Raw genomic sequence first — 13,038 nt, 5'->3', positions numbered from 1 at the left:
ATCAATTTATATCCCCGAGAATATAACATTCCTCAACTGAACGATCAGACTTTTAAGTTCCTTCTCCCTCTCCAAATAGGACAGCGAGGCCTGTATTAACGGATGATTCGCTGCCTCCTTGCTAACCTCCGTCTGGATGAAACGGGAAAGCTCCCTTATTTCCGATCGATGTGCGGCACCGGCCGGGATCGTATTCATGGCCGTATCCATCTCCCGAAACAGTTCTGAAAGAATCTGCTCCTTCTCACCCTGCCGGTCCTCGAATCCCCAGTTTAAATACCTCTCGAATGAAGTTTGGTTCAGCATAGACTTAGGCTCGGACGTCGTCATATGCTTAACGAGCACATGGAGCTTGTCCAAGATGAACTTCGCCGTTTCCTCGAGGGATAACGACCTCTCCTCATACACAATCCAAAATAGATATTCCTTCAGAATCGCCCGATAGATGGCAACCAAATCCCATAGATACGGTTGGATTTCCTCGCCATATACATGCAGCAAACACTCTCTATGCCATCGGATGAGCCGGCCCCTAACCTTGTGTCTGAGCGGCTGGAACTTGGGATCCTGTTGAATAGGGAGCTCCGTAAATTCGACCAGAATATGTTTGTACTCCATAAAGTAGCGGAATCGCAAAACGATCTGCTGAACAAACTGTTCTTCCGGCGATAGTCCGGGAAGACGTGTCAGCTCATCGACTTGATCAAAATAATGGTTATGACATTGATTAAATACCTCGCTAAAGAGATCCTCTTTGGAAGGAAAGAATTTATAGACCGATCCTTTGGAAATACCGCAATCATCGGCAATATCCTGGATCGTCGTCGAAAGAAACCCACGTTCCTTAAAAAGCCTCGTCGCTGATTGTATGACTTCTTCCCTTGTCACATTCATAAAAAAATTCTCCCCCTTGACGTACTATGAATCATAGTACAAAATATAAAACATCAAGTCAAATGACTGTGAGTTCACGATTGTTAACACGCAGTCAAAAAATAATGATGGGGAGAATGTCAGTATGGAAAAATTATTTGATCCGCAAAAAACAGCGCTAGTTGTCATTGATCTTCAAAAGTGGTTGGGGAACCAATATGCCCCTTATTCCGCCGAGCAAGTGGTATCCAACGCCGCCGACTTGGCAGATGCCTTCCGTAAGCAAGGCTCGATGGTTGCCCTGGTCCGGGTATCCAGCAAAGACCTGAAGGATATCCCTAAACCGAAGTTGGATACCCCTGCACCTGCACTGAATCTGCCTGAGGGATGGGATGAGATCGTCCCGGAAATGCGGGTCGCTGATACGGACCACATCATTACCAAGAAGCAGTGGGGGGCCTTTTACGGGACGGAGCTGGACCTGCAGCTGCGCCGCAGGGGAATCGATACCATCGTGTTATGCGGCATCGCAACCGGACTTGGTGTGGATACGACTGCAAGGGAAGCATTTATGCATGGTTATCAGCAGATTTTTGCAATTGATGCAATGACCGGGTTTTCCCAAGCCGAGCATGATTACGTGAAAAACTATATTTTTCCGCGTATTGGGCGTACTCGGACCACCCAAGAAATCATCTCTGCCCTTACTGAAAGGGAATCCTAAGGCTATTGCAGGAGGTTGATCTCTATGATCCCAAGGGGAAGTCCCCAGAACGATCGGATGTACCCCTGGTATGTCCTATCCGTAACCAGCCTCGGTGCGTTTCTGGTTCTGGTCAATATCGGAACGCTGAATGTCGCATTGCCGGAACTAAGCCGGCATTTTCATGCAGATGCAGCAACTTCTAGCTGGATTTTACTTTCCTACATGTTGGTTAACACCATTCTGATTTTGGTTTTCGGTCAAATTTCGGATATTTTGGGGAAAAGAAGGATGTACTTAATAGGGTTGGCCGTCTTTACCGTGACCAGTCTGCTTCTTGGCTATTCCCCGAACGCAGGGGTGCTCATTCTTCTCCGCATCATACAGGCTGCCGGAGGAGCTCTCGTGGTGACGAACACTACGCCTTTGATAACCGAAGCTTTTCCCCAATCGCAGCTTGGTACCGGTCTAGGCCTGAATATCTTGTCCGCTTCCATGGCGCAGGTGCTAGGGCCCGTCGTAGGCGGCCTGGTAACGACGGCTTGGGGCTGGAGGTGGGTATTCTGGTTCAATGTCCCCTTCGGTATCATGGCCTTCATCTGGGGGCTCCAAATTCTAAGGGAGAAGCCGCTGACAGAGCCTCGAACCAAAGTCGATCGATATGGGGGTATCCTTGTCTTTATCGCTTTAGCTGGTTTAATCCTAGCTCTATCCAAGGGGGGAGAGTTGGGCTGGGGAGACAAGCAAGTGATTGGAGGTTTTGCTGTATTCGCGGTAATAACTCCAATATTTTTAGGGTATGAGCATCGATCGGCTTCCCCTTTACTGGAACTAAGTCTTTTTAAGAATTGGATGTTCGCTATGGCGAATATCGCCACCTTCTTTCATTCCTTTGCTCGCACGGCGGTTGCCCTGCTTTTTGCACTGTACTACCAATTTGCCTTCCACCAAAACGCACTGGATGCCGGTCTAAGGATTCTTCCCATTACGATAGGGATGTTGATCATATCTCCCGTTGCCGGCATGTTAACCAAGAGAATCGCTCTTCGAGTCCTATCCTCGCTTGGAATTCTTCTATCCATAGCAGGACTTCTGCTGCTCTTATTCGTTCTCGGAGGGAATTTCCCTTACGCGGCCACCGCATGCGGGATGCTGTTAATCGGCATCGGGACGGGCTTATTTCTGACTCCGAATACGATGGAGATCATGTCATCCGTTCCTGAGAACAGCCGAGGGGTGGCAAATGGGCTGCGGTCCATGCTCTATAACTTGGGCCAGGTCCTGAGTACGGCCCTTTCTTTAACCATTGTCAGTGCGGCGCTGCCGGCTCATATGAAAAACGTGCTGTATTCCGGAAAAAACGCTGCGATTTCGGACGTTGATTTTGCATTCATCATTCATGGCTACCGCTGGGTTATCATCGCATTGCTATGGACTTCCCTATTGGCTCTTGCAGCATCGTGGTTTCGTCCTCAACCGAAAAACAGAGCTTACAAAGGCTCTTCCGTAGCCAGCTGAATTCGAGCATGGGGTGCCGTAGAAGGGAATGGGGAATATGGAGATGCCGTATTACAAATGGTCGTAAAGCAGAAGATCCTCTTAATAAGTTAAAGGAGATTAGATTACTCTAATCTCCTTTAAACGATCTTCTTTTCTTCGTGTGCCTTGAATTAGCATCCACAATGATCAGATATTTGATCAACTTTTGTTGTGTCTGAGACAGGAAAGTTCATTTCTTGCCATGCCGCTATTCCTCCGGTCAACTCTTTAACTTGATAACCTTGCTCCAATAAAGACTTTGCTACTTTAGCCGCAGTATTGCACCAGACATCCCAGCAATAAACGATAATTTCCTTATCCTTGGGTACTTCATTTAATCGGCTGGGCAATTCTTGTTCAGGTATCACATGAGCATCCTTAATGGTTACACTTCTTACATGAATGGGGCCGTTTCTAACATCCATTAAGAAGTATTTCTCCGGATCCATTTGGTTAGATCTCATATAATCCATAGGGCTAATCGTTGCTTCCAGACGTGCATTAAAATAATCAAGTGCATTCATATTTAACATCTCCTGTTCTTTATAGTGATCTCCAAACTTTAACAAGCGAGTCTTTAAGTAATTGCTTTTCTTGCTGAGATAAAGGAGCTAAAACGTCTAATTCGATCTGGTTTAAAAATTCCCAACGTGAGTCTAAAACCTCTTTTCCCTTTTCAGTGATCACAAGACTATAGGATCTTCGATCATTAGGGTTCTTTGTACGCTCCACAAATCCTAAAGATTCCAAATGGTCCATGTGGCTTACCATCGTGGTCCTGTCGATTTGTAGGTTATCTGAAATCTCTTTTTGTGATGAATAAGGGTTCTCCTGAACAAATAAAAGTACCCCATATTGTCTTGCATGAATATTGAAGGGGAGAAGTCCTTCGGCAAACTTATTTTCCATTTGTTGCAGAACTTTTCCAAGCAAAAAACCATAAGATTGATTCCATTTATTCACCCCAACAATCACCTCCTGTGATAATCCGTATATTATATAATCAGCATAACTGATTAATTTTCAAATCGCAAGTGTTTATTGAAAGATGTTTTGTACCATTCCGGGTTATGACTAGGAATACAAATAGCTAAAAGCACAAAAGGCCATCCTTAGGGGGTGGCCTGAATTAGAGATATTGTGACTTTATTTCTTCAAGTTGTTGGAGATAACTTTTCTTGAGCTGTTCCGGAAATTCAATTTTTACATGTTTTCCATACGAACAAAGATAATGCGTCATGTAGTCGAGCTCAGCTTCATTATAGCCACCCGTCAGATAAGAGATCCCATCCTTCTCTTCAAGCACCATATTCGGGTAATGATGCTTTAAAAATAGTTCTTTCCCAAACGAAGTTAATTGAGCGCGAAAAGGGATATTATGATAATTTCTTTTGTGTTCCTCATGAGAAATCTTCAGTTCTTTAAGGGAGTGGGTATGTTCAATTTCTTCAAGAATTTCGCACTCTGACATATAATCACAGCGATAGGTTCCCCACATTCCTTGGTTTACCTCATAAGCGCTACAAAACCAAATGCCATTGCGATAAAACAATTCATAAACCTGAAGATCAATTTGAATGGTTTCATGTTGAGAGTAGATCATTCGAACCACTTTTTCTTCCATAATCGCAGTTAAGATAAGCGCAAGATATTCTGGCGGATGAATTGGAGCAACGCTATAATACCGAACCACCTCAAGCATCCGATCAAGATACTCTTGCTGGCTCTTAGGTAAAGTGGCCAATAATTTCTGTCGGATATGGGGATATGATTTTTCGAAAGGTGTGCTTGAGAGAATGCTTAGGGCGTTCAATGCGAAAAAAATAGCTCGAATCTCATCCTTGTTGAAATAAACTGGGGGCAGCAGGGTTTGGTTAATCAATTTATAACCACCGTATCTGCCGCTTTCTGTATAATAAGGCAAACCCAACCCAGCCAATTCTTCAAGATCTCTTAGTGCCGTTCTTTTAGAAATATGAAACTCTTCCATCAAGTCTTTTAAGCGAAATTCGTGTTTATTGCTCAAAAAAATAAGTTCCTGATTGAGACGTTCTGCTTTTTTCAATCTTTCCTCCGCCTTTGTTTAATGGTGTCTAATATTGTCACCTTTTAAGGGTACACTTAGTTTATCAAAAACAAAGGAGTTTTATAGATGAAAACTTTACTTATTAACGCACATCCTGATTTTACAAACCACAATCACTTTTCCGTTCAATTGCAACAAAAATTTATTGATAAGTACAAGAATGAATTCCGAGACGAGGAACTGACAATCATTCATCTTTATGACATGGATATTCCGAGAATTGAAGCAGATGGATTGCTTGCGATTTGGAACAAACAACAGTCTGACATCGCCCTAAATCCAACTGAAGCGGAGATTGCCGAACAGTCTGCTGCATTATTGACCCAATTCAAGGACTACCATCGGATCGTCATTTCAACGCCGCTGCATAACTTTAACATTACATCTCGGCTAAAAGACTACATGGATAACATCCTCATCGCTCGAGAAACGTTTAAATACACAGAGTCGGGCTCTGTGGGACTGATGACCGATGACTATCGATTGCTTCTGCTGCAAGCCTCAGGTGGTATCTATACGAATAACGACCGTTATACTGCATTAGATTTTGCCCCTAATTATCTAAAAGAGATGTTTACGAATATCATGGGCTTTAGCCAGTTCGATTTGGTTCGCGCTCAAGGAACGGATATCTTGTCTGCGGACAAGGTGTGGGAGCAAGCAAATAGAGATCTCGAAAAGGCTTTTAGACATTTTTACGAAAATTAATCGTCATTTAGGATCAATAGCTATAAACTCGTCAATCGTTTCAGGGGTGTGTTTGCCTTCTTTTCCGTGGAAAAGGTCAATATTAACGGTAACATCCATACAACCCAGATAGGTTCCGTTTTTATCCCGTACAGCCATGAATTTTTGATAAATTTGGCCGGATTCCCCAGATCGTTTCGGGAACCAAAATTCCCATTCATCGCGTGCTCCTGAACGAAAATCATTCAACAATTTTTCAACGTGGTGCGCCACTTTGGGATGAAGTTCAAGCACATGGCGACCAATGGCTTCTTTACGACGACCATGGACACGATTTGGATTATTTGAATACCAGCGGAAAATATCGTTAGCATCGCAAAAACCCATTTCAAACGGCAATAGATTAATAATCGAATCCAAAGTGCTTGCTTGAATGGCACCCGTTTCAAAATTGATGATCGCTTCAGGACTAATTAATTCTGACAATTTATCTTTAGACATATAAAAACCTCCTTTATGGAATCTCCCTTTAGGAGATGGATCTATTAGCTAATAATGATAGCATGAATAATAATTCAAATTGTGACTTGTTTCACAAAAAACGAAATGGCCAGGATTTCCAGAGTCACACATCCGCTTCACCTCAAATATGATGGGTCTAGAAATTGAATGAGGTGAGCAAATGGCAGTCGTGAAATCCAGGCAACAGGATATCGATATGTTGGCAAGGTTGCTCCGGGCCGAGGCGGAGGCCGAAGGCGAAACGGGCATGCTCCATGTTGGAGCAGTTGGCATTAACCGAATCAGAGCGAATTGTTCCGATTTCACAGGAATCCGGACCATTCCCCAAATGATTAACCAGCCGCATGCATTCGAAGCGCTGCAACATGGGATGTATTATCAGAAAGCAAGAGATAGAGAACGCCGTCTGGCGCAACGGGTTGTAAACGGAGAACGGAGTTGGCCAGCCAAATTCTCGCTATGGTATTTCCGCCCAGGATCGTATGACAACCCCGGACCCTGTCCGCCAACTTGGTATAATCAGCCGTTTGTTGGTCGATGGAAGAAACATTGTTTCTATGAACCGACGGCGGAAGAATGCGCAAATGTATATAATACGTTTTAAAATTAGGTAGCAAAAGGACAGTTAGGGCACATGGAGTAGCCTTAACTGTCTTTTTTTTATTCAGTGATCCTATTGGATTGCAAAATCGATAAAAATGACGCCAGCTGTTTCTGTGATTCGGGCTTATTGAACAATTAGGCCGATGAATAATGCAATTGTTTTTCGTCTAAAGAAATGAGAATCCCAAAAACAATCTTTGAAGTGTTTGAAATGTCATTAACCTCCACACAAGCAAAAGCACATGCTAGAAAGGGACAAGTCGATTCCGTTAGTGAGCCGAGCGTTATGTCCTTCATTAGTGTAAGTTCACCATTCCCAATACCCGTTTCAACCAGCTGAGGCACCCAATCGGGTGCCTTCGATTTCGCTCTATAGTTGATACGGAGAACCTTACCCCAATTATCGGCAAGTTTTTCTGTCGAAGCGAGCAAGAGACTGAAAATACATGTGCTATTGCAACTTCTCAGAGTCTTATAAGTTATTAAATAGCTCGATTTTATAATCGAGTTTCTCCAACATCTTATCAAGCTCCTTAGCAACTTGTTTCTCGAAAATTTTTAAGGTGTGAGAACAATTTTCTCTTCAAACTTCTTATTCCATTTAATTGTAATGATGATATCCTCCCCTTTCCTTGGCAAGAAGTTGGTGTCTATTGAAGGAGAAATGACCTTATCACTGAGGTAACTATCAGTCTCAGAAGTTATAGTTCCACTTAGTTGAGAAACGTTACTGGGACTAGCTATATTATAAGCGACATCAAAAATCAATTCTTTAGAGTTGCGTGGTTCAATAGTACATTGGAGCAAATATTTCGATGCTTCGGAACTTTTTTCAGTCTCTCTTATAGTATAATTAGCCGTCCAATGGTCACTTTGTCCTTGTAAAGAAATGATCTCCTTGCTTATTTTATTGTCAGTTTCCTGCTTAGGATTACTATTACACCCAACGAATACAAAAATAAAAATTAATAAAACAAGACCAAATTTGATTTTCATAATTACCTCCTAAATTTTGTAATTATAACTACCAATGTTTTCAATATTAGTATATAATAACATTGTAATTATAACCTAAAAAGGAGGATATTTACATATTTTTGAGAAAAAAATGATTCTTTTTCTTAGTTCCGTCTTATTAGTTACTTCTTATGGTTCGATTGCAAATGCTGAAACAAATTGGTAATAATGAAAATTATCAATTTGTTCAGTCCCATCATGATAATGAGCAATTTATGGTAAAGAATATCCTTGATGCAAATGGACAACTAGAGAACTTGGAAACAGGAGAAGTTTACGAACTTGAAGTAGGAGAGATCAAAGTACAAAAGCTAGATGACTTTATGCGAATCCAAACCAACGAAACTGCCACACAATATAAAGCTGAAGCTGTAATAAGTGCAACAACCCACACGCAATCTGGTAATAAGACTGACGACAGTATATCACTTAAGGTCTATGCAACTATTTATTATACTTCTTATTCGAAGGATGGCTTTACTTATGTTGGAATGGATAAAATTGATTATAGATTTGATCTACTCGACAGCTCTGTAACAGTGTCTAATAAACGAATTTTAGTTTCACAAAATGGTGGTGATGGTTATACAAATGGAGGCAAGGCTGTAACTAATCAACAAGACACCTTAAATGCATTTGATTCTGATACGATACTTGTAAGAAATTGGGGTTGGGATGCAGTTCTGAAATATGGTCTCGCTTATGCTTGTGGTATCAATATTACGGCAACATTACAACGCGGTACACATTCGAGTTGGAATTTCGTATTCAATTTTCCGGTAACCTAATAGTTGGATTTTTATCTTATTGAGGAATCATACTTGTTTTTTTGGGGAAGGCTTTAGGTAGTAGGTTAGTTAGCTAATAGATTTATTATACTTAACGACGTTGACGCCCATAGATATGTGATGGGCGTTTTTTCTTATCAAAGTCGAGGATCAACGCTGGACTTTATTCAGTTTTAAACTTAGGAGCGACTTCTGATGCAAGCTTATTTTTGACATTACACTCAAATTCTAAGTCCCTAGACCAACCCATGCATAAGGGAGCTTTAGTCTACATTGAAGGGTCATCACTATACAAATGTAATTCGCTCGATTATTAAATTAGTAAAATTCTCAGGACTAATTCCCCCGATCTATTTTGCTTTCTAAAGCAGACTTCGTTCGTAATCCCTTAGTCGATCGCCAACAAAAGGTAAGGGCGTCAGCGGCCGCTTAACGTTTGCCAATTGCTGCCCGGGGACGCTGGAACTGCTGGCGCGCGAGTTCAACCTCTGCCCTAATAACGCAGTCCTCAACATGATCGTTGAACAACCCCATCGCTTGCATGAAAGCGTACATCGTCGTCGGGCCGACGAATTTCCAGCCTTGCTTTTTCAGCTCTTTCGACAGCGCGATCGATAGCGTCGAAGTGGATGCGGTCTGCGGCTCCGCAAGTTGACTCTGGTCGGGCTCGTATTTCCAGAAGAAGGCGGCCAACGAGCCCTCCCGTTGGACCATCTCTTGCGCCCTCCGTGCATTATTGATGACCGCCTCGATCTTGCCCCGATGGCGGATAATGCCTTCATTCCCGAGTAGACGCTCTAAGTCGCGATCTGTATAGTCCGCGATCCGGTTAAAGTCAAAATCATGGAATGCAGCACGGAAGTTCTCACGTTTCACTAGAATCGTTCGCCAACTCAGGCCCGATTGGAAGCCTTCCAGGCAGATCTTCTCGAACAACCGGCGATCGTCGTCGACCGGGAACCCCCATTCGGTATCGTGATAATCAAGAAATTCCGGGGCGGCGCCGCACCATCTACAACGCGGTCTACCGTCCTTTTCTGCTATGATTGTGTTCATGGGTTTCCTCCTCATTCGAGTCTGCCAGCAGCGAGCTCAACCAGTCGCACAGGAGCATCCAGGGCTGATTGAAATCGCTGAACACCATCGCAAGTCGGTGGCTCAAGTCATTTTGCGCTGGCATCTGGAGCGCGGGATTATTGTGATCACCAAATCCTATTCCGTAAGCCCTACAGGCCACATGGTCAACCCGATTTACGTGAGGTTAATGAAGCTATTCATACGTCCATAATACCGAATGAAGAAACAACTATCACGCAATAGCTCGCGGTCGCCCTGATGCAGGATCAGAGACGACCGCGGCTCGTTGTTCTTTTCCTATGATCTGCTAAATGAATCCTCCATTAACACGGATAGTTTGTCCCGTAACCCACTGCGATTCTTCACTCGCAAGAAAGAGGATCACACCTGCTATGTCCTCGGTCTCTCCTAGACGTCCAAAGGCGTTCATGTTGGCTAGTCCCTGGATTTGCTCGGGTGTTTTGCCAACCGTGAACAGCTCGGTATTAATAGGGCCAGGTGCTACCGCGTTAATCGTTATTTTTCTAATTCCAAGCTCCTTTGCCAATTGCCGTGTGAATTGTTCAACGGCTCCTTTGGAGCCCGCATAAAGACTGTATGCAGGGAACATCTGACCTGCCACTGAAGTGGACAGGTTGATAATGCGGCCATTCGCGTTTAAATGCTTAGCGGCAAGCTGGCAGGAAAAGTAGGTCCCTTTGACATTAATCGCAAATAGCTGGTCGTAATCCGCTTCCGTAACATCGCTAACAGGTTTTGTAATGACGATCCCCGCGTTGTTCACCACAATATCAAGCTTTCCGAACGTTCTCATTGTTGCTTGATAGAGTCTCTCCAACTCGCTCAACCGGCTGATATCGGCCTGAATGGCCGCGGCTTCTCCGCCATTTTTTTGAATGCTCTGTATAACTTCCGCCGCCTGATCTGCACGATTCGCAAAATTGATCACCACCTTGGCACCATGATTCGCCAGATACTCGGCAATCGTTCTGCCGATTCCTCTGGAAGCTCCAGTAACCAAGGCCACTTTGCCGGCAAGCTTCTTTTCCATTTTGGCAATCTCTCCTTTCCAATGTGATTTAAAGGGGAATTTTAAGCAAACGGGTAATCCATAACGACGATTCCTTCAACAAACGGGCCAATGGATTGCAATAAACTTTGATGCAAGGGATGCTGAATATAATCTCGGCAAGCCTGTTGATCGTCAAAAGTGACACGGATCCCCAGGGCAAACCCTTGCATATGCTCGAGTTCCTCCGTAACGTTAAACCCCGCGCTAAGTTCCGCGATCCCCGGAATGTTCCCTTTAAAGTCATGCGCGCGCTTTATAGCACTTTCAATTATTTCATTCGATTCATCGGGTTTAAATTTCAATAGCACGATATGCTCAAACATCTGACTGCCTCCAAGTTTTCCGTTTATTTTTGACTTTGGAGATGCTTCAATTGGGAAAGATCCTTCATCCATTTCATGAAATTGTCGGTTACAAGATCAAGGTACTGAATGGTAGGATCATCAGTCAGCTCACCCTTCTCGTTAAACTTCTCATGAACAAGACCAATGTACACTTCATTTCCCGGCAACAGCGGCGAGGAAATACCGGATGCGAACAGAATGTCACGCAGATGGCCCTGTGCTTTGACCGATCCCAACAATCCCATGGAGGATCCGATGATCCATGAGGGCTTCCCGATCATGACTCGATCCACACGGGATAACCAGTCCATCGCGTTCGCCATGACGCCGGGAATGCTCGAATTATATTCTGGAGTGATCCATAACACCGCGTCGGCGGCAGCGACTTTCGCCTTAAAATCGATAACCTGCTGGGGTGGAACAGACTCGATATCTTGATCGTAAAAGGGGAGGTCCCGAATGTTCAGCACATCCAATTGAAATAGATGCTGGTAACGGTTTTGAATATAACGAGCTAACTTCCGGTTGTATGAATCTTTGCGAATGCTTCCGACAATGGCGGCTACTTTCATTTTCATCACCTCAATGATAGAGTCTGAATGGAGTTGAACAGGTGGGGCCGATCATCTTCGTCAATCCATTCTTGCTATTCCTCCTAAGGAGGACATAAACTAGTCTAAAAGGATCCGAAGAGGCTAGGAAGAGATCTAGTTATCGTAGGATTACGAATCCTATGTTCATTTATGGGCAGGAGGCATGGAGAACATGGCAAATAGATTGGACCGTTATGAGGAACTGTCCCGTTTTTTGCGTTCACGCCGTGAACGAGTAACCCCAGAGCAAGTAGGGCTGCCGAATTCCGGACGCAGACGTACACCCGGACTTCGCCGGGGCGAGGTAGCTCTGCTGGCAGATGTGGGGCTGGATTGGTACACCTATTTGGAACAAGGTCGTCATATCAACGTATCCGCCGAGGTCCTTGATCGAATCGCGAAAGTATTTCGCTTAGATGAATCGGAACGCAGTCATCTGTACCACCTTGCCCGTAAGCAATCTCCCTTGACCGGTACGAAGCAACCCTCTATGGTAACGCCGGAACTTCAGCGTTTTTTAGATAGTCAAAACCTTTCCCCTGCGAATGTCATGGATGCGCGCATGAACATCATTGCCTGGAATGATGCCTATTGTGCTTTAAATGGCAATCTCACGGTGATGTCGGATAGGGAGCGGAATTTGGTCTGGATGACGTTTACTTCTCCTCGTTTCCGTTATGTGAAAGGAGACCAATGGGAGCTGCATGCTCGGCGAATCGTTGCTAATTTCCATGCCGGGTATGCGCGTCACGTCGACGATCCTTGGTGGCCTGAGCAGTTCGAGGCACTTTCACAGGCTAGCAGGGAGTTTCGAGAATTCTGGGAATCTCATGAGGTTCTCGATGCGATTGATGCTCCAAAGAAACTTCATTGTCCGAATCTCGGGATCTTGAATTTTGATCTCGTTTCGTTTCATTACTCGAATGATCCAACTATGACTGTTTCCATTCATGTCCCTCATCCGGATGGCACGGTGAGTAAGATGCAGAAACTGTTATTCGATTATCAGAGCCAGCATTCGGATCAGTTGGAATCTTCTCAATGAATTTAGTGAGCATCGCAACCTTGAGAACGATCGAAAAAATATCTTTACCGATCGTTCTCAATGTGGTACAACTCATATTAAGAACGATA

The 13,038-nt window shown here is 43.9% G+C and carries 16 protein-coding genes and 1 pseudogene; 7 read left to right on the top strand and 10 right to left on the bottom strand.

All coding sequences use genetic code 11. The features are described from left to right. Positions 1 to 6: 6 nt before the first annotated feature. Positions 7 to 894: a TetR/AcrR family transcriptional regulator gene (locus tag MKZ15_RS23665; RefSeq protein WP_339818734.1), complete on the bottom strand. Its 888-nt coding sequence runs from the start codon at positions 892 to 894 to the stop codon at positions 7 to 9. A 124-nt stretch (positions 895 to 1,018) separates the two neighbouring features. On the opposite strand from MKZ15_RS23665, the gene MKZ15_RS23660 reads away from it, so the two are divergent. Both MKZ15_RS23660 and MKZ15_RS23655 read left to right on the top strand, forming a co-directional pair. After that, on the top strand, positions 1,019 to 1,597 hold the full coding sequence (locus tag MKZ15_RS23660) for a hydrolase (RefSeq protein ID WP_155604591.1): 579 nt from the start codon (positions 1,019 to 1,021) through the stop codon (positions 1,595 to 1,597). Positions 1,598 to 1,621: 24 nt separating this feature from the next. Next, the gene (locus tag MKZ15_RS23655) at positions 1,622 to 3,094 is read left to right on the top strand and encodes an MFS transporter (RefSeq protein WP_339818731.1); all 1,473 of its coding nucleotides are present in this window, start codon (positions 1,622 to 1,624) and stop codon (positions 3,092 to 3,094) included. Between the two features lie 152 nt (positions 3,095 to 3,246). On the opposite strand, the gene MKZ15_RS23650 is transcribed toward MKZ15_RS23655, so the two are convergent. From MKZ15_RS23650 to MKZ15_RS23640, 3 genes are all read right to left on the bottom strand, one after another. Beyond that, on the bottom strand, positions 3,247 to 3,639 hold the full coding sequence (locus MKZ15_RS23650; RefSeq protein WP_155604593.1) for a rhodanese-like domain-containing protein: 393 nt from the start codon (positions 3,637 to 3,639) through the stop codon (positions 3,247 to 3,249). 19 nt (positions 3,640 to 3,658) lie between these two features. Beyond that, a complete protein-coding gene (locus MKZ15_RS23645; protein ID WP_193417561.1) occupies positions 3,659 to 4,078 on the bottom strand; it encodes a MarR family transcriptional regulator in 420 nt (139 codons plus the stop codon). A 166-nt stretch (positions 4,079 to 4,244) separates the two neighbouring features. Next, positions 4,245 to 5,180, bottom strand: coding sequence for a WYL domain-containing protein (locus tag MKZ15_RS23640; RefSeq protein ID WP_339818728.1), 936 nt, complete (start codon positions 5,178 to 5,180; stop codon positions 4,245 to 4,247). Between the two features lie 87 nt (positions 5,181 to 5,267). On the opposite strand from MKZ15_RS23640, the gene MKZ15_RS23635 reads away from it, so the two are divergent. After that, positions 5,268 to 5,909: an NAD(P)H-dependent oxidoreductase gene (locus MKZ15_RS23635; RefSeq protein WP_339818724.1), complete on the top strand. Its 642-nt coding sequence runs from the start codon at positions 5,268 to 5,270 to the stop codon at positions 5,907 to 5,909. Positions 5,910 to 5,912: 3 nt separating this feature from the next. On the opposite strand, the gene MKZ15_RS23630 is transcribed toward MKZ15_RS23635, so the two are convergent. Then, positions 5,913 to 6,389 (bottom strand): PAS domain-containing protein, encoded by a 477-nt coding sequence (locus MKZ15_RS23630; protein ID WP_339818721.1) that lies wholly within the window; start codon positions 6,387 to 6,389, stop codon positions 5,913 to 5,915. 181 nt (positions 6,390 to 6,570) lie between these two features. Here MKZ15_RS23630 and MKZ15_RS23625 point away from each other — a divergent pair, with 181 nt between their 5' ends. Continuing rightward, the gene (locus tag MKZ15_RS23625; protein ID WP_193417556.1) at positions 6,571 to 7,014 is read left to right on the top strand and encodes a cell wall hydrolase; all 444 of its coding nucleotides are present in this window, start codon (positions 6,571 to 6,573) and stop codon (positions 7,012 to 7,014) included. A gap of 557 nt (positions 7,015 to 7,571) precedes the next feature. Here MKZ15_RS23625 and MKZ15_RS23620 read toward each other — a convergent pair. Continuing rightward, positions 7,572 to 8,009, bottom strand: coding sequence for a hypothetical protein (locus tag MKZ15_RS23620; RefSeq protein ID WP_036646317.1), 438 nt, complete (start codon positions 8,007 to 8,009; stop codon positions 7,572 to 7,574). Between the two features lie 167 nt (positions 8,010 to 8,176). Here MKZ15_RS23620 and MKZ15_RS23615 point away from each other — a divergent pair, with 167 nt between their 5' ends. After that, entirely contained in the window at positions 8,177 to 8,818 is a 642-nt protein-coding gene (locus MKZ15_RS23615; protein WP_339818716.1) for a hypothetical protein, read from the top strand. 429 nt (positions 8,819 to 9,247) lie between these two features. Here MKZ15_RS23615 and MKZ15_RS23610 read toward each other — a convergent pair whose 3' ends face one another. Then, positions 9,248 to 9,874, bottom strand: coding sequence for a DNA-3-methyladenine glycosylase I (locus MKZ15_RS23610; protein WP_339818714.1), 627 nt, complete (start codon positions 9,872 to 9,874; stop codon positions 9,248 to 9,250). A 55-nt stretch (positions 9,875 to 9,929) separates the two neighbouring features. Between MKZ15_RS23610 and MKZ15_RS23605 the strand changes: the two are divergent. Then, positions 9,930 to 10,106, top strand: a pseudogene (locus MKZ15_RS23605) (aldo/keto reductase); the annotation flags it as partial. 96 nt (positions 10,107 to 10,202) lie between these two features. Here MKZ15_RS23605 and MKZ15_RS23600 read toward each other — a convergent pair. From MKZ15_RS23600 to MKZ15_RS23590, 3 genes are read right to left on the bottom strand one after another with little or no spacing between them, the layout of a single operon-like run. Further along, on the bottom strand, positions 10,203 to 10,946 hold the full coding sequence (locus MKZ15_RS23600) for an SDR family oxidoreductase (RefSeq protein ID WP_339818711.1): 744 nt from the start codon (positions 10,944 to 10,946) through the stop codon (positions 10,203 to 10,205). 41 nt (positions 10,947 to 10,987) lie between these two features. Further along, positions 10,988 to 11,290, bottom strand: coding sequence for a Dabb family protein (locus tag MKZ15_RS23595; protein ID WP_339818709.1), 303 nt, complete (start codon positions 11,288 to 11,290; stop codon positions 10,988 to 10,990). A gap of 23 nt (positions 11,291 to 11,313) precedes the next feature. Beyond that, positions 11,314 to 11,883 (bottom strand): NAD(P)H-dependent oxidoreductase, encoded by a 570-nt coding sequence (locus tag MKZ15_RS23590; protein ID WP_339818706.1) that lies wholly within the window; start codon positions 11,881 to 11,883, stop codon positions 11,314 to 11,316. Positions 11,884 to 12,076: 193 nt separating this feature from the next. Between MKZ15_RS23590 and MKZ15_RS23585 the strand changes: the two genes are divergently transcribed. Beyond that, positions 12,077 to 12,949: a helix-turn-helix transcriptional regulator gene (locus MKZ15_RS23585; RefSeq protein WP_339818703.1), complete on the top strand. Its 873-nt coding sequence runs from the start codon at positions 12,077 to 12,079 to the stop codon at positions 12,947 to 12,949. The last annotated feature ends 89 nt before the right edge of the window (positions 12,950 to 13,038 follow it).

It is taken from the genome of Paenibacillus sp. FSL R7-0216 (assembly GCF_037969915.1).
Classification (GTDB): domain Bacteria; phylum Bacillota; class Bacilli; order Paenibacillales; family Paenibacillaceae; genus Fontibacillus; species Fontibacillus rhizolycopersici.
This window is presented reverse-complemented; position numbering and strand designations above follow the sequence as displayed.

Bases quoted from the DNA above. Each gene is read 5' to 3' on its own strand.
- MKZ15_RS23655 (WP_339818731.1), top strand. From the start codon at position 1,622: ATGATCCCAAGGGGAAGTCCCCAGAACGATCGGATGTACCCCTGGTAT.
- MKZ15_RS23600 (WP_339818711.1), bottom strand. From the start codon at position 10,946: ATGGAAAAGAAGCTTGCCGGCAAAGTGGCCTTGGTTACTGGAGCTTCC.
- MKZ15_RS23630 (WP_339818721.1), bottom strand. From the start codon at position 6,389: ATGTCTAAAGATAAATTGTCAGAATTAATTAGTCCTGAAGCGATCATC.
- MKZ15_RS23585 (WP_339818703.1), top strand. From the start codon at position 12,077: ATGGCAAATAGATTGGACCGTTATGAGGAACTGTCCCGTTTTTTGCGT.
- MKZ15_RS23650 (WP_155604593.1), bottom strand. From the start codon at position 3,639: ATGAATGCACTTGATTATTTTAATGCACGTCTGGAAGCAACGATTAGC.
- MKZ15_RS23590 (WP_339818706.1), bottom strand. From the start codon at position 11,883: ATGAAAGTAGCCGCCATTGTCGGAAGCATTCGCAAAGATTCATACAAC.
- MKZ15_RS23610 (WP_339818714.1), bottom strand. From the start codon at position 9,874: ATGAACACAATCATAGCAGAAAAGGACGGTAGACCGCGTTGTAGATGG.
- MKZ15_RS23595 (WP_339818709.1), bottom strand. From the start codon at position 11,290: ATGTTTGAGCATATCGTGCTATTGAAATTTAAACCCGATGAATCGAAT.
- MKZ15_RS23665 (WP_339818734.1), bottom strand. From the start codon at position 894: ATGAATGTGACAAGGGAAGAAGTCATACAATCAGCGACGAGGCTTTTT.
- MKZ15_RS23635 (WP_339818724.1), top strand. From the start codon at position 5,268: ATGAAAACTTTACTTATTAACGCACATCCTGATTTTACAAACCACAAT.
- MKZ15_RS23620 (WP_036646317.1), bottom strand. From the start codon at position 8,009: ATGAAAATCAAATTTGGTCTTGTTTTATTAATTTTTATTTTTGTATTC.
- MKZ15_RS23625 (WP_193417556.1), top strand. From the start codon at position 6,571: ATGGCAGTCGTGAAATCCAGGCAACAGGATATCGATATGTTGGCAAGG.
- MKZ15_RS23615 (WP_339818716.1), top strand. From the start codon at position 8,177: ATGCTGAAACAAATTGGTAATAATGAAAATTATCAATTTGTTCAGTCC.
- MKZ15_RS23660 (WP_155604591.1), top strand. From the start codon at position 1,019: ATGGAAAAATTATTTGATCCGCAAAAAACAGCGCTAGTTGTCATTGAT.